Genomic DNA, 17,533 nt, shown 5'->3' with positions numbered 1-17,533 from the left:
TTATTGATAAAAAATTGGCTCGGTTGAAACACCGAGCCCGGCTGTTGCCGGTTCATTGTTTATGCTGACTTCGCTCGTTTTTGCCGTCGCGCCTGTCGGCGATGGAGTTGTCTGTTGAGGAAATAGTGATTATTTCATCAGTAGGTTTGTGACTCTTGATTGGTATCCAGCAGATAGCTAGTCCTGACTTTGGTGATTGCTGCGTGTCAGCTGAGATAGATAAAATAACCGAGGAGATGGTCGGAAAATATCCGCTGGCAGTGCCAATAATCAACGAATTTGGCGGCGTAACGAGTAATGGTTCGCAGACACAGCTGGCAAGGGAGTGATTCAAAAGGGATGTACAGGGATTGGTTGGAAGCTCCCAATGATATGAATATAAAATCGTCGTTGATGGAGATGTTTTTGGTTGGGTTGGATTTTTAATTGTTGGATTGGATGTCGTCATGATTTCGGCAGTTGTGATCCGGTTTAATCAGCAGTTGCACGAGGACAGCAAGGCGAAGGGGCAGACGCTGGCGAAGAAGCTGGCATCGGAGAGCCACGAAGAATACATGGTGCAGCAGATTCGAGACCAGATGGCGCAAATGAAGCTGGTGATGAGCGATGGAGAGGGCAATGTGCGAGTAGTGTCAGGGCAGATGCCGCAGGGCGGGACGGAGTGGATGCGGTATGGCATGAACAAGGCAGGTCAGACGGTGTGAACGCAATCGTTGGGTCCGAGCGTTCCTGATTTGCAGGCGTATATTGTGAAGGGAGCGCAGAGTATCAGAATGAGGGAAACTTCGACAAAGAAAGTTATTATTTTTGTCTTGTGGATAGTGTTGGCGGTCTGGGTGATTTCAAGAAATCCGACTGGTTCCACCGCGAGGGAGAAGTTAGATGTTGCGATTAAAGATCTGGATTATTTGTTAAATAATTAAAAAATTATATATCGGCGTGAGAATGCAAAACCGGGAGCTGCCCTTGCTCTTTATGATGTGGACGAGTCAAATTTTGATGACGAAAAAATTAGAATTTTTAAGAATTATCTTGAAGAAAAGGGATGGGTATTCGTGAGTGAAGATGATCGCGCATACGTGATGTGCAAGAGCGGGATGAAGTTTTCTATTTCTAAAGTGTCTGGCAAGTTTGCTCTGAACGAATCGGAAAGGTGCTCTTTTTCGGTAAGCATGGAGTTCAATGCGGGAACTGAGGATTTTTGCCGTCGGAGAATGCGCTGACCGGCTTAATCTGTAGTTACATCAGGAAGAGAAAACGCCTGCTAAGAAAGTGGCTGAGGCGGACGTAAGTATACACAGGCTCAAATCGAAAATCAGATGCGGTTGATGGAGATGTCGGTGAACGTGAAGTATGAGTCGAGTGCGCCGACTACGTTGGTAGGTGAAATGCTGAAAGATTCTCGGGCGAAGTGGATTCCAGGAGGTATAACGGCGGACGGAAACCCGATCTGGACGCAGCAGTCTGTGCAGGCGAATCCGGAGTTACAGCAGTACATCATTGCGAATGCGAACTTGGTGACGAATTCGCAGGTGCCAAGCCAGTTCACCTACGATCGACCTGGAAGTAATGGGCAGGGATTCAAGGCGACGGGGCCGCTTACAAAGGTTGATTGAGAATTTTAAAATGAAGAATAAGGTGGCTAGATTTTGGAGGGCTATGGGTTGGATTTTTGTGGTGATTTTTGGAGTCGTGGCGGGATTGATGGTAATAACTAAGAATCCATCAAAATCAGATTCACAAAAGCATTTGACGGTGATGATCGAGGATATGGACTCTATTTTAAAAATGGGTGAAAGTGTCGACTCTGAATATTCTAATGCAAAAATTGGTGGCGCATTATTGATAAAAAATATTAAATCTGAATCATGGAGTATTGATTTGGCAAAAGCCTATCGACTCGATTTGATGAGTCGTGGGTGGCTTGAAAAATCGACAAATGAGAATTTCATCCGTCTTTGTAAGGACGGCATGCTTGCAAAGATCAATCTTTTTCCGGAAAAGGATGGTTCTCTAGGATTTCCGCATAATATTTATGGATTTTCAATGGTTTATGATGTGAAGACTATAAGAGAATGTCATTAAAGTGCTGATCGGTTAAAACAGCAGTTGCACGAGGACACCAAGGCGAAGGAGCAGACGCTGTCGAAGAAGCTGGCATCGGAGAGCGACGGGAAATACACGGTGCTGCAGATTAAAGACCAGATGGCGCAAATGGATCTGGTGATGAGTGATGGAGGGGTGTTGCCAGGCAATGTGCGAGTAGTGTCAGGGGAGATGCCGCAGGACGGGACGGAGTGGACGCGGTATGGCGTGAACAAGGCGGGTCAGACGGTGTGGGCGCAATCGTTGGATCCGAGCGATCCTGATTTGCAGGCGTATATTCTGAAGGGAGCGCAGGGTAGCGGGTTCTCGTATCGGGCGACGACGACGGGCAAGAATCCAGGGATGATCCGTGCACCGGACTTTGTGAACTTCCAGATTGATTATTTCGTGGGCAGTGTGTGGGGAACGTTTACGCGGGATGGAAATGCGTTCTTCGGAACTGGTGTCAATATGGCGCTTCCCAATCCAGTTCGGGCATCAGCAAGTATTACTGCCGGCTGGCTCAATCGAATGAGGGTCGCTCCCGGCCAGACAAATAACTTTGCTGGAGGCTATGCCGGTGGCATGACCGGTGCTTACGGCATATTTGGCACAGGCATCATGAATTCGCCGGGTAATGGAACTGCGACCATTATTGGTGTTGGTGGGGTTAGCGCCGGGAAGAACACTAACGTTGGTGGTGTCGGTGGCGGGTACAGTAATGATCAAGGTAAGACAGGGATTAGGTGGTAAATATGGTTGGAATTCCAGGCTCGGCTCCTAAAACACGTGGGCAAAAGATAGTTGGGGTTATTGTCTTCACCGTGCTGATGGGCTTCATCGTGTATGTGGTGTTGAAGAACATCTTCTTTAGCTAAAAACCGAGCCCGGCTGTTGCCGGGCTCGGTTTTTATACAGAATTCGCGTGTAGTCGCTGTTGCCGTCGCGCCTGTCGTTCAGCGGCGAATTGTTCGTCGTGGTGGATGCGATCCTGAATCTCCTGTTCGGTCATGTCGCGATTGGCGATGCGGTAGTGGTGATCCGGTTCAACCGGCAGTTGCATCAAGAAGAAAAAAACTGGCGAAGCAGATCGCGGATGGGAGCGGGCAATAAATTCGTTGAAGCAGATCGAAGATCAGATGCACATCGTAGGCGCAGGGATGGACGAAAGGTGCGATTCGAGCGCGTTGACTACACTTGATGCTCAAGCGCCAACGGATCAAAGTGCCGGTGGACCAGCGTAAAGGCAAATGTTTTCCAAAAAGAACCCAGAATTCCGCCGTCCGACTGTCGGACCTCGTCGGTCAACGTGGCCCTATCGCTTCTTGGAACTGTTCTTCGGAACGCTAGCGAAAGCGACGATGGCTGTCGTCTTCCTGGCGCTCGTCGCTCTCGAGGTTCTCAGCGGAGGAGCGGGCGCAACTGATCTTCCAAGCACCCGCAAGGGCTGGCGAAATCTGCTTCTCGTGATCTTGCTGATGTTCGTGGTCGTCGCAGCAGGCATTTATCTATTCAGCCCCCGAAGCTGACTCAGCATGGCAGGCGCAAAAGTTCGGAGCACGGTCCGGCATCGGTGAAGAACGTATGAAGTTTGAAGCGCCCGCCCACCCAATCCGCAGATCAATTCCCAAGCGCGAAGACTGACAAAGCGACGCGAAAGAAGGTCGTCGGCATAGTCACGCACCCCCGCCAATTCCCCTTACAAATCAACATCCTTCACGGGTGTTTCCCACTGGTTCCCCACGCGGCTTTGTACCTAAGATGAAGGAATCATGCGCGTGATACGGTGCCTGCACGCGCATGGCTGGTGATAGCAGGCAGCGCCGGAACCGACGCCAGCGGATGTTTCCATCATGGTTGCGAAAGTGTGCGCGTCGGCTGCCAGTCTTGCGACTGCAACGACGCCGACTGGCGCGGCGGCAATCGCCGCGCGGACGATGTCCGGCCGACCTGGCCGCGGCATGTCACTGCGCCACGCTCTTCTGGCAATCGTTTGCGCGCTGGGCGCGGTGCCCGCCGTGCTCGCCGGCGCCCCCGCCAACACGGACGATCCGATCGACGCAGTCCGCATCGTCAGCCCCGCAAGCAGCACCCCCAGCAGCACCGACCCCTCCATTTCTTCACACGACACCGCCGTGCGTCAGGTCGTGCTGGGCATCATCAGCTTCACGCGCTGGCCGACGACGCCCGTCCGTCTGCATCTCTGCGTCACGGGCCGAGCCGACTACGCGCGCGGCCTGACCGACACGCTGCAGGCCGGCTCGACGCTGCTCGACGTGCAGCGCGTCCGCTTCGACGATCCGTCGCTCGGCATGGCCTGCGACGTCGTCTATCTCGGCACCCTGAGCGACGACGAGCGATCGCGGGTGCGAGCCGCGGTAGCCGGCCATCCGGTCCTGACGATCGCGGAACACGATCCGTCTTGCACCGCGGGCGGTATGTTCTGCCTCAATGTCGACGGCGAACGCGTGTCGTTCGACATCAATCTCGACGCCGTGGCGCGCAGCGGCGTGCGAGTGCACCCGAACGTGCTCAATCTTGCGCGGCGGCCGGGGGCGTCATGACACGGTTCGCGCCTCACGTTTCCCCTTCGCGCGTGGCGCGCCCGACGCTGCAAAGCGTGTTGCGCCGCGCGCACCTGCGGCTCGCGTTCGTCGCCGTGACGATGGCCGCCGTGTCGTTGATCGTCGTCGCCGTGATCGCGTTGCGCGCGTATGCCGGCAACAACCTGAACCTGCTGGCCCGCTCGCTCGGTTATACCGTCGAGGCGGCGCTCGTGTTCGGCGATCGCGTCGCGGCGAACGAGGCGATCGGGTTGATCGCCAGCGAGGAGGACGTCGCGCAGGTGGTGGTCACGGATAGCAAGGGCCAGCCGTTCGCGACGTGGCAGTTGCCCGCCGGCGGCGGGATCGCCCGGCTCGAGCGCGCCGTCGCCGACCTTGCGCTGCCCGGGCCCGTGACCGTCCCGGTGATGCACGACGGCATCATCGTCGGCAACGTCGTCGTGCGCGGCCGCGGGCACCAGTTCTTCGGCTTCCTGCTCGGCGGCGTCAGCGGCATTCTCGGCTGCCTGGCCGTCAGCGTGTTCGGCGCGTATGTCAGCTCGAAGCGTCTGCTGCGCAACATCGTTTCGCCGCTGCGCGCGCTGGCCGGCGTGGCCCACGCGGTGCGTCGCGAGCGGGCGTTCGCGCAACGGGTGGAGCCCGTCGCGATCGCCGAACTGAACGAGCTCGGCGACGACTTCAATGCGTTGCTCGACGAATTCGAAGACTGGCAGAACACGCTGCGCGACGAAAACGCGTCGCTCGAACACAAGGCGACGCACGATGCGCTCACGGGCCTGCCCAATCGCGTGCAGTTCGAGGCGCGCCTCGCGCTCGCGCTCTGCGACGCCGGGGTGACGGGCCAGCGGGTCGGCATTCTGTATCTGGACTGCGACCGCTTCAAGGAGATCAACGATTGTCTCGGCCACGACGCCGGCGATGCGGTGCTGATCGGCATCGCGGCGCGGCTGCGCACGCAGGTGCGCGAGGCCGATCTGGTCGCTCGCCTCGGCGGCGACGAATTCGCGGTGATGCTGGCGGGGGTGCGCGAAGCGGGCACCGTCTGCCGTGTCGCCGACGAGATTTTGTCCGGCATGGCGCTGTCGATCGAGTTGTCCGACGGCCGCATGGTGGCCACCATAATGAGTGCCGGCGTTGCGCTGTATCCCGATCACGCGTCGGACGCGAGCGGCCTGCTGCGCGCGGCGGATGCCGCGATGTACCGCGCCAAGCGAGCGCGGCCGGGTTCCTGGCAGTTGGCTGAAGGCGTTGCAGGATCGGCTTGATGGCTATCGTTTCGCGCTGCGGGCGAGGCCGCGGCAGACGATAACAATGCGCTCGCGACACGGGCGCACTCGAAGGGGTACATGATGGAAAACTCGTTTCCTGTGAGCATTGGGCGGATGTGCATCGGCAGCGCGCTGCTGCTGTGCATGCTGCTTGGCGGCTGCAAGACGCCGCCGCTTCACCGTGGGTTGACGCAGACGCAGGTCACGGCGCTCAAGTCGGCCGGGTTCCAGGAGACTGGAGCGGGGTTCGAGTTCGGGTCGACCGGGCCGATTCTGTTCGACTTCGATCGGTATAACCTCAAGCCGGATGTGCGGCGGATCGTCGAAAGGATCGGGCGCACGCTCAAGTCGGCGGGGATTAACGGGGTGCGGGTTTATGGTTATTCGGACGGAGAAGGTGTGGATGACTATGACTTCGAGTTGTCCAGAAGGCGGGCCGAGGTGGTGGCGATCGAGCTGGTGGATATCGGGCTGGATGCGAAGCGGATTACGGTTCTCGGGAAGGGGAAGAGTGATCCGGTAGGGGATAACAAGACGCCGGGGGGGAGGGCGCAGAATCGGAGGGCGGCGATTGTGGTTTCGCCGAGGTAAATCGACGTGAAGATTGGGGAGCGCAAAAAACCATGCATGTGTGGACAGTGATTACACGTGGTCGTTCGCTATCACGTAACCCCGTCCGTTCTGTGCTGCACGGATACTGGCGTTTGCCTAGAGGGGGAAGTGCCGCAGGTGCTCAATGTAGTAACCGGATCGCTGATTGACATTCTGAGATGTGGCTCGAAGTGGGTATTGGAAAATAAGAATTTAAGTAATACTTTGCAGTTTCCAAGATGTGATGGCGCACTATGAGCTTGAGCGTTCAACGATGAAGGGTTGAATCAGTATAGTATTGATCAATCCTTTGCTGCCCATGCCATATATGATGACAATCAAATCGTTGGACGAGTCCGAGCGTAGTGTTCAGCGAACGTTCGGAGATCTTTCCCAGGACGAATCTGCGGATATCGAACGTGTGTTGATGCTGGCCCGCACGGGCTGGTCAGGAGCCTATGGTTGGGAAAAACTACTCAAATCGCAACGAATTTTGATTGTCTCTGAAGCTGGTGCGGGAAAGACACATGAATGCCGTAGTCAGCAAAGGAGGTTGTGGAAGCAGGGGGAGCCTGCGTTCTACCTGGATTTGGCGCAGCTCTCGACTAATAACTTGCGTGATCTGTTGTCGATGGAGGAAGAGAGCAGGCTCGATGCATGGGTCGCTGCGCAGTCGGATGTCGCTACGTTCTTTCTCGATTCGATTGATGAGCTTAAGCTCTCCCAAGGCTCATTCGAGACAGCATTAAAGCGGCTCAGTAAGGCCGTTTCCGGCCAACTTGGCCGTATACGGATCGTCATTACGACGCGGCCGATTTCAGTGGATTCGCAGCTTATCCGGGAATATCTGCCAGTACCGGATCCGGTAGAGTTCGTTGCGAGCGGTGATGCGTTTGCCGATATCGCGACGGGACACATAAAACAGCATTCTCGTCAAACGAAAGAAGACATTACACCGGTTTGGCGTACCGTCGCACTGATGCCGCTTTCAGATGAGCAAATCCGGGAGATGGCGGCAGCCGAAGGTATCGAGGATGCGGACGCTTTGCTCACTGATATCCGGGTGCGTAATGCAGAGGATTTTGCGCGCCGTCCACAAGATCTCATCGAGTTGTGTGCGGACTGGCGTGAACATCGCCGCATCCGGACGCACCGCGAGCAAGTGGACCAGAACATTCGCGTCAAGCTCAAACCCGCTGTTGACCGTCGAGAACCGGCGCAACTGTCACCCGACAAGGCACTGGAAGGAGCGAGTCGGCTCGCCCTCGCGGCGCTACTGACTCGAAAACTGACAATCAGACTGAGTGTTGACGCTGATCGTGGAGGAGAAACCGGTAGCGCGCTAGATCCAGACATCGTGCTGCATGATTGGCTTCCAGAGGAGCGTGAAACGCTGCTGGAAAGAGCGTTGTTTGGGTTTGCAAGCTATGGGCGGGTACGCTTTCATCACCGCTCCGTGGTTGAATTTTTAGCGGCGCACCGTCTCGCGAATCGCTTGAATCACGGCATGCCGATTAAGGCAGTCAAGCGTCTACTGCTTACGGAAACATCTCACGGCATAAAGGTGGTCCGACCAAATATGCGTCCAGTAGCAGCGTGGCTTGCTGCGTCTAATCAAAGTGTCTTCTCTGAGGTTCGCGACCGCGAGCCTGGGGTGCTATTGGCTTATGGCGATCCAGAGTCATTAAGCCTCCAGCAGCGCGTCGATGCATTGAGCCGCTTCGTATGCGTCTACGGACAAGGGGGCTGGCGCGGCCTGAACACTCCCCATGTACAAGTACGTCGATTTGCGTCTGCTGATTTGGCTGATGCGGTCAGGGACCTATGGGGTACGGGAATCGAGAATGCTGAAGTGCGCGAGTTGCTACTTGATCTAATTGGCGCAGGATTAATGGCGAAGTGTGCTGATATTGCTCACAATGTTGTAATTGATGAGTTGGCTACGAACGGCGAGCGTCTCGGTGCGATTGATGCGTTGGTCAGCCTAGGGAAACGCTGATTTATTCGGCTCGGCGGTCATCGCAGACGTAGCCGAGGACGTTTAGAAGACAGCTCACGGAACGGACCCACGACGATGAAGAGGCAGATCGGCTTCGCGGAAGCGGAAATTGCAGGCAAGAAGCGAGTGACGAGGCGCCAACGCTTCCTGGAAGAGATGGAGAAGGTCGTTCCGTGGCAGCGCTTGCTGTCGGCCATCGAACCGCACTATCCGAAGGGCACGCGAGGTCGCCCGCCGATTGGCCTTGAGCGGATGCTGCGAATCTACTTCGTGCAACAGTGGTACGGACTGTCGGACGAAGGACTGGAAGACGCGCTGTATGACAGCATCACGCTGCGAGCCTTCGCCGGCATCGATCTGGCGATCGAGAACGTGCCTGATGCAACCACGCTGTTGAAGTTCCGGCGCCTGCTGATCGAACACGAACTGACACGGAAGTTGTTCGACGAGATTGGCATCTCGCTGTGCGAGCGTGGGCTGATGATGAAGGAAGGCACGCTGGTTGACGCGACGATCATTGAAGCGCCGCCGTCGACCAAGAATGCCGGGAAGAGCCGTGACCCGGAAATGCATCAAACGAAGAAGGGCAACGAATGGCACTTTGGCATGAAAGCCCACATTGGCGTCGACGCCGACTCGGGCCTGATTCACAGTGTGGTTGGCACGGCGGCCAACGTGTCGGATGTATCGCAAGCTCATGCCCTGCTGCACGGGCATGAAGAGCAGGTGTTCGCCGACGCGGGCTACATTGGCGTCGACAAGCGCGAGGAAATGGCGGGCAAGGCCGTGAAGTGGCACGTCGCTGCCAGGCGGGGAAAGATCAAGGCGATGCAAGAAGGAGCGCTGAAGGACCTGGTGATCGCGCTCGAGCGAACCAAGGCGCAGATCCGTTCGCGGGTTGAGCATCCGTTTCATATCGTCAAGAATCTGTTTCAGCATCGCAAGACCCGATACAAGGGCTTGGCCAAGAACACCGCGCAACTGTTCAGCCTGTTCGCTCTGGCGAATCTGGTGATTGCGCGAAATCTGTTGCGATCGGTCCATGGGAGCAGTCCGTCATGCGTATGAAAAATGCGAGCAGGGGAGGCTCGCTTACGCGCCAAATTCACTGAATTGAGCGCCGATTCGCTTCGTCATCCAGAAAATTTGAAGCCATCTCGCCTGCAACTTCGGAAGTTGGTCCATTGATCAGCGTTTCCCTAGGCGATTCGCGTCTTGAGACACTTGCGCAGTCGCTAATTGGTACTTCGACACGATGGCCCGATGAGCTTGTGCGCGGAGCAGTCATGCGATTGTTCCCGCATCACATCACGCCAGGTCAACTATGTGAGGTATTAAAGTGCAACCAGAAGTCTGGAGAGGAGATTGACGAAATTGAATGGATTCTTCCGATAAGTGAAAAGAAAACTACCCCTGATTACTTGGAGGCCATACTACCTGGAATTACAGATCTCATTGTTGATAATCTAAATTGGAGAAAAGAATGGCCGCATCTTATTAGTGGGCGAGCTCATCTCGTCCCTCTTCTCGCTGAAGTATGTCTTCAGTTGATCCACTTCGGTAAGACGAGCGACGAAATTCTGCGCTCCTCTGTCATTTCGCTACGTCTTAACAACGACGAATATTCTTATAACAATCCATCGAAAAGCTTGCGTGAAGCGCTCGCGGAGTTGCATCCGCCACTGCGCGAGAAGGTTTTTTGGGCCGACGATTCCTTTATGGCGGGTCTGCGAGAGGAAGCAGATCCGTGGTTGAGGTTGGTTCGTGCTTTGCATGAAGGTCCACTCAGCCTTAGTTTTAGGCAGGATGGTAGTTGGGTGCGACGTATACTGGCTGATTCGAATCGCTCACTATTAGAGCGAACGATGATGCTTGAGATATCAATGCGCGGTATCTCGGATGGTATAGGTGCCCCACACGAGCAAATTGAACATCTCAGACAGTATGTCGTCGACAGACCAGAGCTGACGATACTCATCGATCGCCGTCTTGCTCCTCGCAATATCGATCCTGAGGAGGCTAGACTTGAAGCTAGGATCAAGCGACAGAGTCAAGTCGCGGAAGCTCGGAAGGCCAAGGGGCATGCATCATGGGTGGCGTTTTGGCGTATGGTCGCCGATGATCCGCAGACCGCCTTCAGTCCTGATCGAGCAGGTAATACTGCATGGAATCTATGGCAGGCAATGCGCCGATCTGGGGGCGAAAGTCGTGCGTCTGGTTGGAGTCGGCGCTTCATTGAGCAGTATTTTGGTAAGGAGGTGGCTGATCGCTTGCGTATTAGTATGCAAACGATTTGGCGTAATGACCGTCCGACGCTTCCGTATGAAAGACCTGTCGACGAACGGAACACAATCCTTATTCGGTGGCAACTCGGCTTGGCGGCGATCGCTGCGGAGTCTGAGGATATTGGCTGGGTGCGCAAGCTGACTGTCGAAGAAGCGGAGTTGGCGACCCGATACGCGCCAATAGAATTGAACGGCTTTCCCGTATGGCTTGAGGCGCTCGCAAGCGAGCATCCGGTTGCCGTGGAACGAACGTTGGGGCCTGAACTAGCGGCCGAACTCGAAAGGATTGCAGGGCAACATACCTTCGACGTTATTCTTCAGGCCGTGAGTCATGCGCCGGCCGTCGTCATGCAACTGTTCCTACCGCGCCTGCGAGTTTGGCTTGATTCCTATTCCAGCAAGCTTCGTGACGGCGAAGACGAGGTTGCGGCACAGAGGCGACTCGGACGGGTGCTTGAAATCCTGCTCAAGCATAGTGATAACAAATCGCTGGGGCATATTCGAGCCATAGCCGAGAGGCAATTGGAAGTGGCTGACGATCGCCCGCTAAATCAGATGTGGCTGGCAACCATGATGCAGATTGATCCACCGGCTGGAACCGATATTCTCGAACGGCTCTTATCGACACTGGAGCCGGTTGCTACCGGTGCTGCTATCAACTTTATAGGCGTCATGTTTGGCGACCGAAACGGTGGTTTGCAAGTTGACTTGAAGAACTCAAGATTTACGCCGGCTTTGCTCTTGCGTCTAGTCCGACTTGCCTATCAGTACGTGCCGCCATCTGACGATATTTTTCACAAGGGAGCCTATTCTCCGGGACCTCGTGATGACGCACAGACAGGGCGAAGTGCATTGCTTGGTGCAATTCTCGACGCGAAAGGCTCTGACGCATGGGTGGCGAAATTGGAGATGTCGGCAGACCCACTTTTCGCTCATTTCAGCGATCGGGTCGAGGCGTTAGCTCGCGAAAAGGCAGCAGAAGAGGCGGACGATGCCATATTTACCGAGTTGGGTGTAGCCGGATTAAATTTACATGGGGAGGCGTCACCGACGACGCGTGATGACATGTTTTCGCTGCTCCTCGATCGATTGGATGATCTTGACGATCTGCTTCTCCAGGACGTTTCACCACGGGCGGGGTGGGCGCAGATCCAAGAAGAAAAGGTGATGCGTCAACTGATCGCACACGAGTTACAAAACATGTCGAACAGCGTTTATACGGTTGATCAAGAGGCAGTCACGGCGGATGAGAAGGAAACCGATATTCGGCTTCGAGCGGCTTCGTCAGGGCAGCAAAGCACAATCGAACTTAAGATTGGTGAGAAATGGTCTGGTCGTGAGCTGCGTGATACGATAAAAAATCAACTCGTTATCAAATATATGGCTGCGGAAAATAGTCGTTCCGGTTGTCTCCTCGTGACTGTGTCCGGTGAAAGAAAATGGGAGCATCCGGAAACTGGAACGTTGATAGGAGTCGATGAGCTACAAGCGATGCTTGATGAGGAGGCTACTAGAATAATCCACGATATGGGTGGGTGCTTGCGAGTCACTGCTAAGGTGCTTGATCTCCGGCCACGTCTTGCTACGGAAGCGAAGACTGTGCCGCGAGTGTGATGTATTTGCTATCGTGTTTGATGAACTTAAGGCAACCCTCTGTAGCATTGGGTGTGATCGCCTACGCGCGATAAGGGGGCTGATTCAAGTCTGGCTGGCGCTGAATCAATATTGAAGCTTTGTTTGAAGAGATTTCATCTCGCGACGTGAATTAATTAAATCGTTTGGCGTATTATAAGAATTTATAGAGGTGAAGATGGTGGTGAGCAGTCGCAGAAGACTTACCGAGATACACATTGAGCGAGCTCGGTCGCATGCGCTACGTTTAGTTGCATTCACTGGAGCCGTTTTCCCGGGAGAATGGAGCGGCAATTGGGGCGAAGTTGTCGTGCCGGATTTGCTTGAATTCGGATTTCACGCAAGGAAGGTGAATGAATTCTGTGATATTACGAATGAAAAATTTCCTTCAATAAATAACAAAATCATAAACATATCGGAAGGCGATCCTGGGAACTGGGAGGAAAGCTATCGTCATGCGTTGAATGCACTGATGCACATGAGGTCTTTCGTGTTGGGGTATGCAAGTGCGGACCATCGAAAGATATTTATTCAAGCCGAATCTAATTTGATCGTAACTTATATAAAAGTTGAAACGGACAAATTCCCGGAGACAACAATTAGTATATTTGGACTTGTGGAGTGTTTTTTGAGTCATGTCATACCGAAGGTTCGGGAGAGAGCTCCGGACTTGGTGTTCTAATTAAAGGTGGTGGGCGAGATTTTGTGGTTGATGTGTCGAATTCTTTGGGCTAATGCTGGCATGGTTGAATTGATTTATTTGAATTGTTTCGAATCGTCAAATTTAGGTTTCGGCTCGTTGCGACAGGGCGATGGTTGTGCTGATTATTTTTTGCTGCGTGATCAATGCTTTAAGTTGCTATGAGAGTTGAATCGATTGTGTGTCTATAACTAACGGCTAACGTGTATCCAAGCAACAAATGCGGTCTAATGGACACTGTCCAGCCAGTAATAATCGCGCGCGTGAACGGATACGCGGCAGGTCACGGTTTACGCACCGCAGCCGTGGCTTCACCGAACAACCAACAAAGGAGGAATCCGAGAAATCAAAACACCGCGGTAAACGAGCGCGGGCCGCAAGTGCTAGGAACACTCACGACCCGCTAACCACAGCCAACTACGAGAGAGTTGCCCATGGCTAAGCCGAATGATAAAGCACGTCCCCCGATCACGGAACGCTTCGTGACGATCCAGGAATCCTGGGGTGTGCCGAAACGCATGTATGACAGACCGGATACGTTTTATCCGTATATGAAGATCGGCGGAATGTGGCTGATCAACGATGCGTGTTTCGAACCGGGCCGAAAGGTGCAGATCACGATTGAGCCTGGCAGGCTGATCATCACGCAGCTGTAACGGGCAACGCCGCACGATGCGGCCGCGCTGCGCGACGTCGCGCAGCGCGCCGGGTAGGGCAGCCGCTATCAGCCGCCCCCGCGCATCACCAAGCGATATTGCAAGACGACCGCGACGTCCCTGCGCCACCTGTAGCGGTGCAATGCGTCCCCGCGCCGTTGTCGAAGAACGTCCGAGTCTCCGGTTGCGGCACCGACGGATCAAACGGATTCGGCGTACCGTGCGGGCCACGCGCGGCATCGAACGGCCGCGTCGGCGCATACGAGCCACCGCCGCCGCCAGCCGTCCGCGTGCCATTGGCTCGCAGGTATTCATTCCAGTTCTGCGCGCGCTGTTCATATCCGGGCAACGCACGACCAAGACTGTCGCGGCCACCCGCGCCGAGCGCGACGCGGTTCTCTGGCAACACAAAATCAGCTTCATGTTCAGACGGAGATTGCGCTTCGAGCGTGTCCCCCGACACACGCAACGGCCGCGTATCAGGCGTATCGAATGGGCTGCGTTCAGCGGGCGCGACGTACTTCGCGCGTCGATCGACACGCGCCGCATGCCCATCATCACGAGCCACAGCACCACGTTCCGCACGAAACACATTGGCACCCACAGAACGATCGGCCAGCGTATCGCGGCTCGCCGCATCGACAGCAGAAACAGAAAACGCACACGCAAGCGCGGCAGCGGAAGAAAGACGGAAGGGATGATTCATCAGCGATCCAAATCAGGTGATGTGCATTGAGGAAAACGGCAGATCACTGGCTGGCGAGACTGAGCGACGGACGGGCGTCTAAGCGGCCCTGAAGCGACGGCGAAGTGCGGCGGGCGCGGTTCGCGGGAAGGCTGGCTGGATTGCAGAGGCGAATTCGTATTATTTCATATAAATAACAAGAAGCTTTCCAAGTGTTTAGATTTGTCGGTAAACAGCAGGATTGACCGACCGGATCGAGCGCTCCGCCTTGGTGCGTATCACCACAATCATCAGTCGATTGACTTCCGACGATCAGACCCTTGGCAACCCAAAACAACGCCGTCCACCAACACCGATCTCCAAACGCCATACACAGCAAGGCACCCCACCAATCAACGCCCCGCCATAGCAACCCGATTGCACTCCCGGCAAACGTTCTCGCCCCCGCCCGGTTGCGCCGCAATAGCTACCGCAGCGCAACACAGGTTCTCCGTGTTTTCCCTTGGTCGACCGGCATTTTTGACAGACGATTTAAAAACGCCCATATAATTTCGACTGCCTTGCCAACGGCTGTCGGACCATCCCTCCGATCAAGCGGTTTGGCAAGCGGGGCAGGCGAAACGCTTGCGCAATGCAAGACGCATCACGATGTCTTTCCGAACCAGACGTCCCCTTCGGGGACTGCAAGAGCCGGGCCCCGCTACGCAACATTCCGCCGGAGTTCCGTCTTCTATGTGTCTCGGGCGTGTTCCATGTCCTCGCCCCGGGTGCTGTTCGATTGCGCAAGTCATGCCGCCTTTGCCCGTATGACTAAACAACATCGAGGAGCTCCCAGATGACGCTGTCCCGTCTTACGTCCATTTCCGTCGCCGCCGTGCTGTTCGCCGCCGGCGCCGCCACCGCGCAAGCGGAAACCGTGAAGATCGCCATCGCTGGTCCGATGAGCGGCTCGGTCGCCCAGTACGGCGACATGGTGAAGGCCGGCGCGCTGACCGCGATCGAGCAGATCAATGCGGCCGGCGGTGCGGGCGGCAACAAGTTCGAAGTCGTGCTGATGGACGACGCGTGCGAGCCGAAGCAGGCCGTCGCCGTCGCCAACAAGATCGTCAGCCAGAAGATCAAGTACGTGATCGGCCACGTGTGCTCGGGTTCGACGATCCCCGCATCGGACATCTACGAGAACGAAGGCATCGTGATGGTCACGCCGTCGGCCACCGCGCCGCAGCTGACCGAAGGCAAGAAGCGTCACTTCATCTTCCGCACGATCGGCCGTGACGACCAGCAAGGCCCGGCCGCCGCGCACTACATCATCAACAACGTGAAGCCGAAGAAGGTTGCCGTCCTGCACGACAAGCAGTCGTACGGCCAGGGCATCGCGTCGTCGGTGAAGAAGGACCTCGAAGCCGCGAAGATCCCGGTCGTCCTGTTCGAAGGCATCAACGCCGGCGATTCGGATTACTCGGCGATCATCACGAAGCTGAAGTCGCAAGGCGTCGATTTCGTCCACTTCGGCGGCTACCACCCGGAAATGGGCCTGCTGATGCGCCAGGCGCGCGAGCAGGGCGTGAAGGCCACGTTCATGGGGCCTGAAGGCGTGGGCAACAAGGACGTGACGGCGATCGCCGGCCCGGCTTCGGAAGGCATGCTCGTCACGCTGCCGGCCGACTTCTCGGCCGATCCGGCCAACGCGGCGCTCGTGAAGGCGTTCGCGGACAAGAAGCGCGACCCGAACGGCCCGTTCCAGATGCCGTCGTACGCAGCGGTGAAGATCATCGCCGACTCGATCGCAGGAGCGAAGTCGACCGATCCGACCAAGGTCGCCGCGTACATGCACAAGACGACGTTCGACACGCCGATCGGCAAGGTCGCGTATGACGCCCAGGGCGACCTGAAGGCGTTCAAGTTCGTCGTGTACACGTGGCACAAGGACGCGACGAAGACCGCCGCCAAGTAATACGGAGTACCCGCCCGCGCGCCCGCCCTGTCCGAGACCCGGACGGGGCGCGTGCGCATTTGGCCGCGCATTCCCCGTGAGCGGCCAAAGAGGGCGGATCGAGACGACACCGTGCATCGCGCGCGGCCGCAACCGTGATCCGGCTGCGGCGCGCGGCGCGACGCCACCGGGAGCTTCCCGCACATGACTGACTTCTTTCCGCAATTCGCCCAGCAGCTGGTCAACGGCCTGACGCTGGGTGCGATCTATGCGCTGATCGCCATCGGCTATTCGATGGTCTACGGCATCATCGGCATGATCAACTTCGCCCACGGCGAGATCTACATGATCGGCGCGTACGTGGGCCTCGTGACCCTGACCGCCATCGGCATCTCCGCCGGTTATCCGCTGCCGCTCGTGCTCGGCGCCGCACTGATCGTGTCGGTGATCGTCACCGGGCTGTACGGCTTCGCGGTCGAGCGCGTCGCGTACCGGCCGCTGCGCGGCGGCCCGCGCCTCGTGCCGCTGATCTCCGCGATCGGCATGTCGATCTTCCTGCAGAACTACGTGCAGATCGGCCAGGGCGCGCGCGACGTGTCCGTGCCCGTGCTGATCTCCGGCGCGTTCGACATTCATCTCGGCGGCGATTTCGACGTGACCATTCCGTACTCGCGCCTGATGATCGTCTGCGTGACGGTCGTGCTGATGATCGCGCTCACGCTGTTCATCGGGCACTCGCGGATGGGCCGTGCGTGCCGCGCGTGCGCCGAGGACATGAAGATGGCGAACCTGCTCGGCATCGACACGAACCGCGTGATCTCGTTCACGTTCGTGCTCGGCGCGATGCTGGCCGCCGTCGGCGGCGTGCTGATCGGGCTGACGATCGGCAAGCTGAATCCGTACATCGGCTTCGTCGCGGGCATCAAGGCGTTCACCGCCGCGGTGCTGGGCGGGATCGGCAGCATCCCGGGCGCGATGCTCGGCGGCGTGCTGCTCGGCCTCGCTGAAACCTTCGCCGCAGGCTACATGCCGGCCGAGTACAAGGACGTCGTCGCGTTCGGCCTGCTCGTGCTGATCCTGCTCTTCCGCCCGACTGGCCTGCTCGGCAAGTCGGACATCGAAAAGGTTTGAGGGA

General features: G+C 56.5%; 18 protein-coding genes. 16 read left to right on the top strand and 2 right to left on the bottom strand.

The features are described from left to right. Positions 1 to 52: 52 nt before the first annotated feature. Positions 53 to 448, bottom strand: coding sequence for a hypothetical protein (locus BBJ41_RS40625; RefSeq protein WP_156814863.1), 396 nt, complete (start codon positions 446 to 448; stop codon positions 53 to 55). Here BBJ41_RS40625 and BBJ41_RS25030 point away from each other — a divergent pair. The 14 genes from BBJ41_RS25030 to BBJ41_RS40600 all read left to right on the top strand — a co-directional run bounded on the left by BBJ41_RS25030 (position 447) and on the right by BBJ41_RS40600 (position 13,780). Continuing rightward, positions 447 to 704 carry a hypothetical protein gene (locus BBJ41_RS25030; protein WP_069748934.1) on the top strand — a complete coding sequence of 86 codons (258 nt, stop codon included), beginning with the start codon at positions 447 to 449 and terminating at the stop codon, positions 702 to 704. The genes BBJ41_RS40625 and BBJ41_RS25030 overlap by 2 nt on opposite strands. 615 nt (positions 705 to 1,319) lie before the next feature. Beyond that, the gene (locus tag BBJ41_RS25025; protein ID WP_069748933.1) at positions 1,320 to 1,616 is read left to right on the top strand and encodes a hypothetical protein; all 297 of its coding nucleotides are present in this window, start codon (positions 1,320 to 1,322) and stop codon (positions 1,614 to 1,616) included. A gap of 10 nt (positions 1,617 to 1,626) precedes the next feature. After that, a complete protein-coding gene (locus tag BBJ41_RS40620; protein WP_156814862.1) occupies positions 1,627 to 2,085 on the top strand; it encodes a hypothetical protein in 459 nt (152 codons plus the stop codon). Between the two features lie 24 nt (positions 2,086 to 2,109). Then, entirely contained in the window at positions 2,110 to 2,838 is a 729-nt protein-coding gene (locus tag BBJ41_RS25020) for a hypothetical protein (RefSeq protein ID WP_069748932.1), read from the top strand. Between the two features lie 184 nt (positions 2,839 to 3,022). Continuing rightward, positions 3,023 to 3,286: a hypothetical protein gene (locus tag BBJ41_RS40615; protein WP_156814861.1), complete on the top strand. Its 264-nt coding sequence runs from the start codon at positions 3,023 to 3,025 to the stop codon at positions 3,284 to 3,286. 160 nt (positions 3,287 to 3,446) lie between these two features. Beyond that, entirely contained in the window at positions 3,447 to 3,614 is a 168-nt protein-coding gene (locus tag BBJ41_RS25015; RefSeq protein WP_156814860.1) for a hypothetical protein, read from the top strand. Between the two features lie 324 nt (positions 3,615 to 3,938). Then, positions 3,939 to 4,649, top strand: a complete 711-nt coding sequence (gene yfiR, locus BBJ41_RS25010; protein ID WP_069748930.1) for a regulatory sequestration protein YfiR — start codon at positions 3,939 to 3,941, stop codon at positions 4,647 to 4,649. After that, the gene (dgcN, locus tag BBJ41_RS25005) at positions 4,646 to 5,914 is read left to right on the top strand and encodes a diguanylate cyclase DgcN/YfiN (RefSeq protein ID WP_069748929.1); all 1,269 of its coding nucleotides are present in this window, start codon (positions 4,646 to 4,648) and stop codon (positions 5,912 to 5,914) included. The genes yfiR and dgcN overlap by 4 nt, the downstream gene beginning before the upstream one ends. An 84-nt stretch (positions 5,915 to 5,998) precedes the next feature. Then, positions 5,999 to 6,508, top strand: a complete 510-nt coding sequence (gene yfiB, locus BBJ41_RS25000) for an outer membrane lipoprotein YfiB (protein ID WP_069750366.1) — start codon at positions 5,999 to 6,001, stop codon at positions 6,506 to 6,508. Between the two features lie 328 nt (positions 6,509 to 6,836). After that, positions 6,837 to 8,507, top strand: a complete 1,671-nt coding sequence (locus tag BBJ41_RS40610; RefSeq protein WP_156814859.1) for an NACHT domain-containing protein — start codon at positions 6,837 to 6,839, stop codon at positions 8,505 to 8,507. A gap of 75 nt (positions 8,508 to 8,582) precedes the next feature. After that, positions 8,583 to 9,575, top strand: a complete 993-nt coding sequence (locus BBJ41_RS24990; protein WP_006412423.1) for an IS5-like element ISBmu2 family transposase — start codon at positions 8,583 to 8,585, stop codon at positions 9,573 to 9,575. 218 nt (positions 9,576 to 9,793) lie between these two features. Continuing rightward, the gene (locus BBJ41_RS40605; RefSeq protein ID WP_156814858.1) at positions 9,794 to 12,406 is read left to right on the top strand and encodes a hypothetical protein; all 2,613 of its coding nucleotides are present in this window, start codon (positions 9,794 to 9,796) and stop codon (positions 12,404 to 12,406) included. 190 nt (positions 12,407 to 12,596) lie between these two features. Then, a complete protein-coding gene (locus BBJ41_RS39570) occupies positions 12,597 to 13,106 on the top strand; it encodes a hypothetical protein (RefSeq protein WP_197680903.1) in 510 nt (169 codons plus the stop codon). 452 nt (positions 13,107 to 13,558) lie between these two features. Beyond that, positions 13,559 to 13,780, top strand: a complete 222-nt coding sequence (locus tag BBJ41_RS40600; protein WP_069748925.1) for a SymE family type I addiction module toxin — start codon at positions 13,559 to 13,561, stop codon at positions 13,778 to 13,780. Positions 13,781 to 13,865: 85 nt separating this feature from the next. Here BBJ41_RS40600 and BBJ41_RS39565 read toward each other — a convergent pair whose 3' ends face one another. Further along, complete coding sequence (locus BBJ41_RS39565; RefSeq protein ID WP_083281963.1) at positions 13,866 to 14,486, bottom strand: hypothetical protein; 621 nt, start codon at positions 14,484 to 14,486, stop codon at positions 13,866 to 13,868. An 814-nt stretch (positions 14,487 to 15,300) separates the two neighbouring features. On the opposite strand from BBJ41_RS39565, the gene BBJ41_RS24970 reads away from it, so the two are divergent. Both BBJ41_RS24970 and livH read left to right on the top strand, forming a co-directional pair. Next, a complete protein-coding gene (locus tag BBJ41_RS24970) occupies positions 15,301 to 16,419 on the top strand; it encodes a branched-chain amino acid ABC transporter substrate-binding protein (protein WP_069748924.1) in 1,119 nt (372 codons plus the stop codon). Positions 16,420 to 16,602: 183 nt separating this feature from the next. Beyond that, a complete protein-coding gene (gene livH, locus BBJ41_RS24965) occupies positions 16,603 to 17,529 on the top strand; it encodes a high-affinity branched-chain amino acid ABC transporter permease LivH (protein ID WP_069748923.1) in 927 nt (308 codons plus the stop codon). Positions 17,530 to 17,533 lie beyond the last annotated feature (4 nt).

It is taken from the genome of Burkholderia stabilis (assembly GCF_001742165.1).
Classification (GTDB): Bacteria; Pseudomonadota; Gammaproteobacteria; order Burkholderiales; family Burkholderiaceae; genus Burkholderia; species Burkholderia stabilis.
The sequence above is the reverse complement of the archived record's forward strand: the minus strand, read 5'-3'. Positions and strand labels throughout refer to the sequence as shown.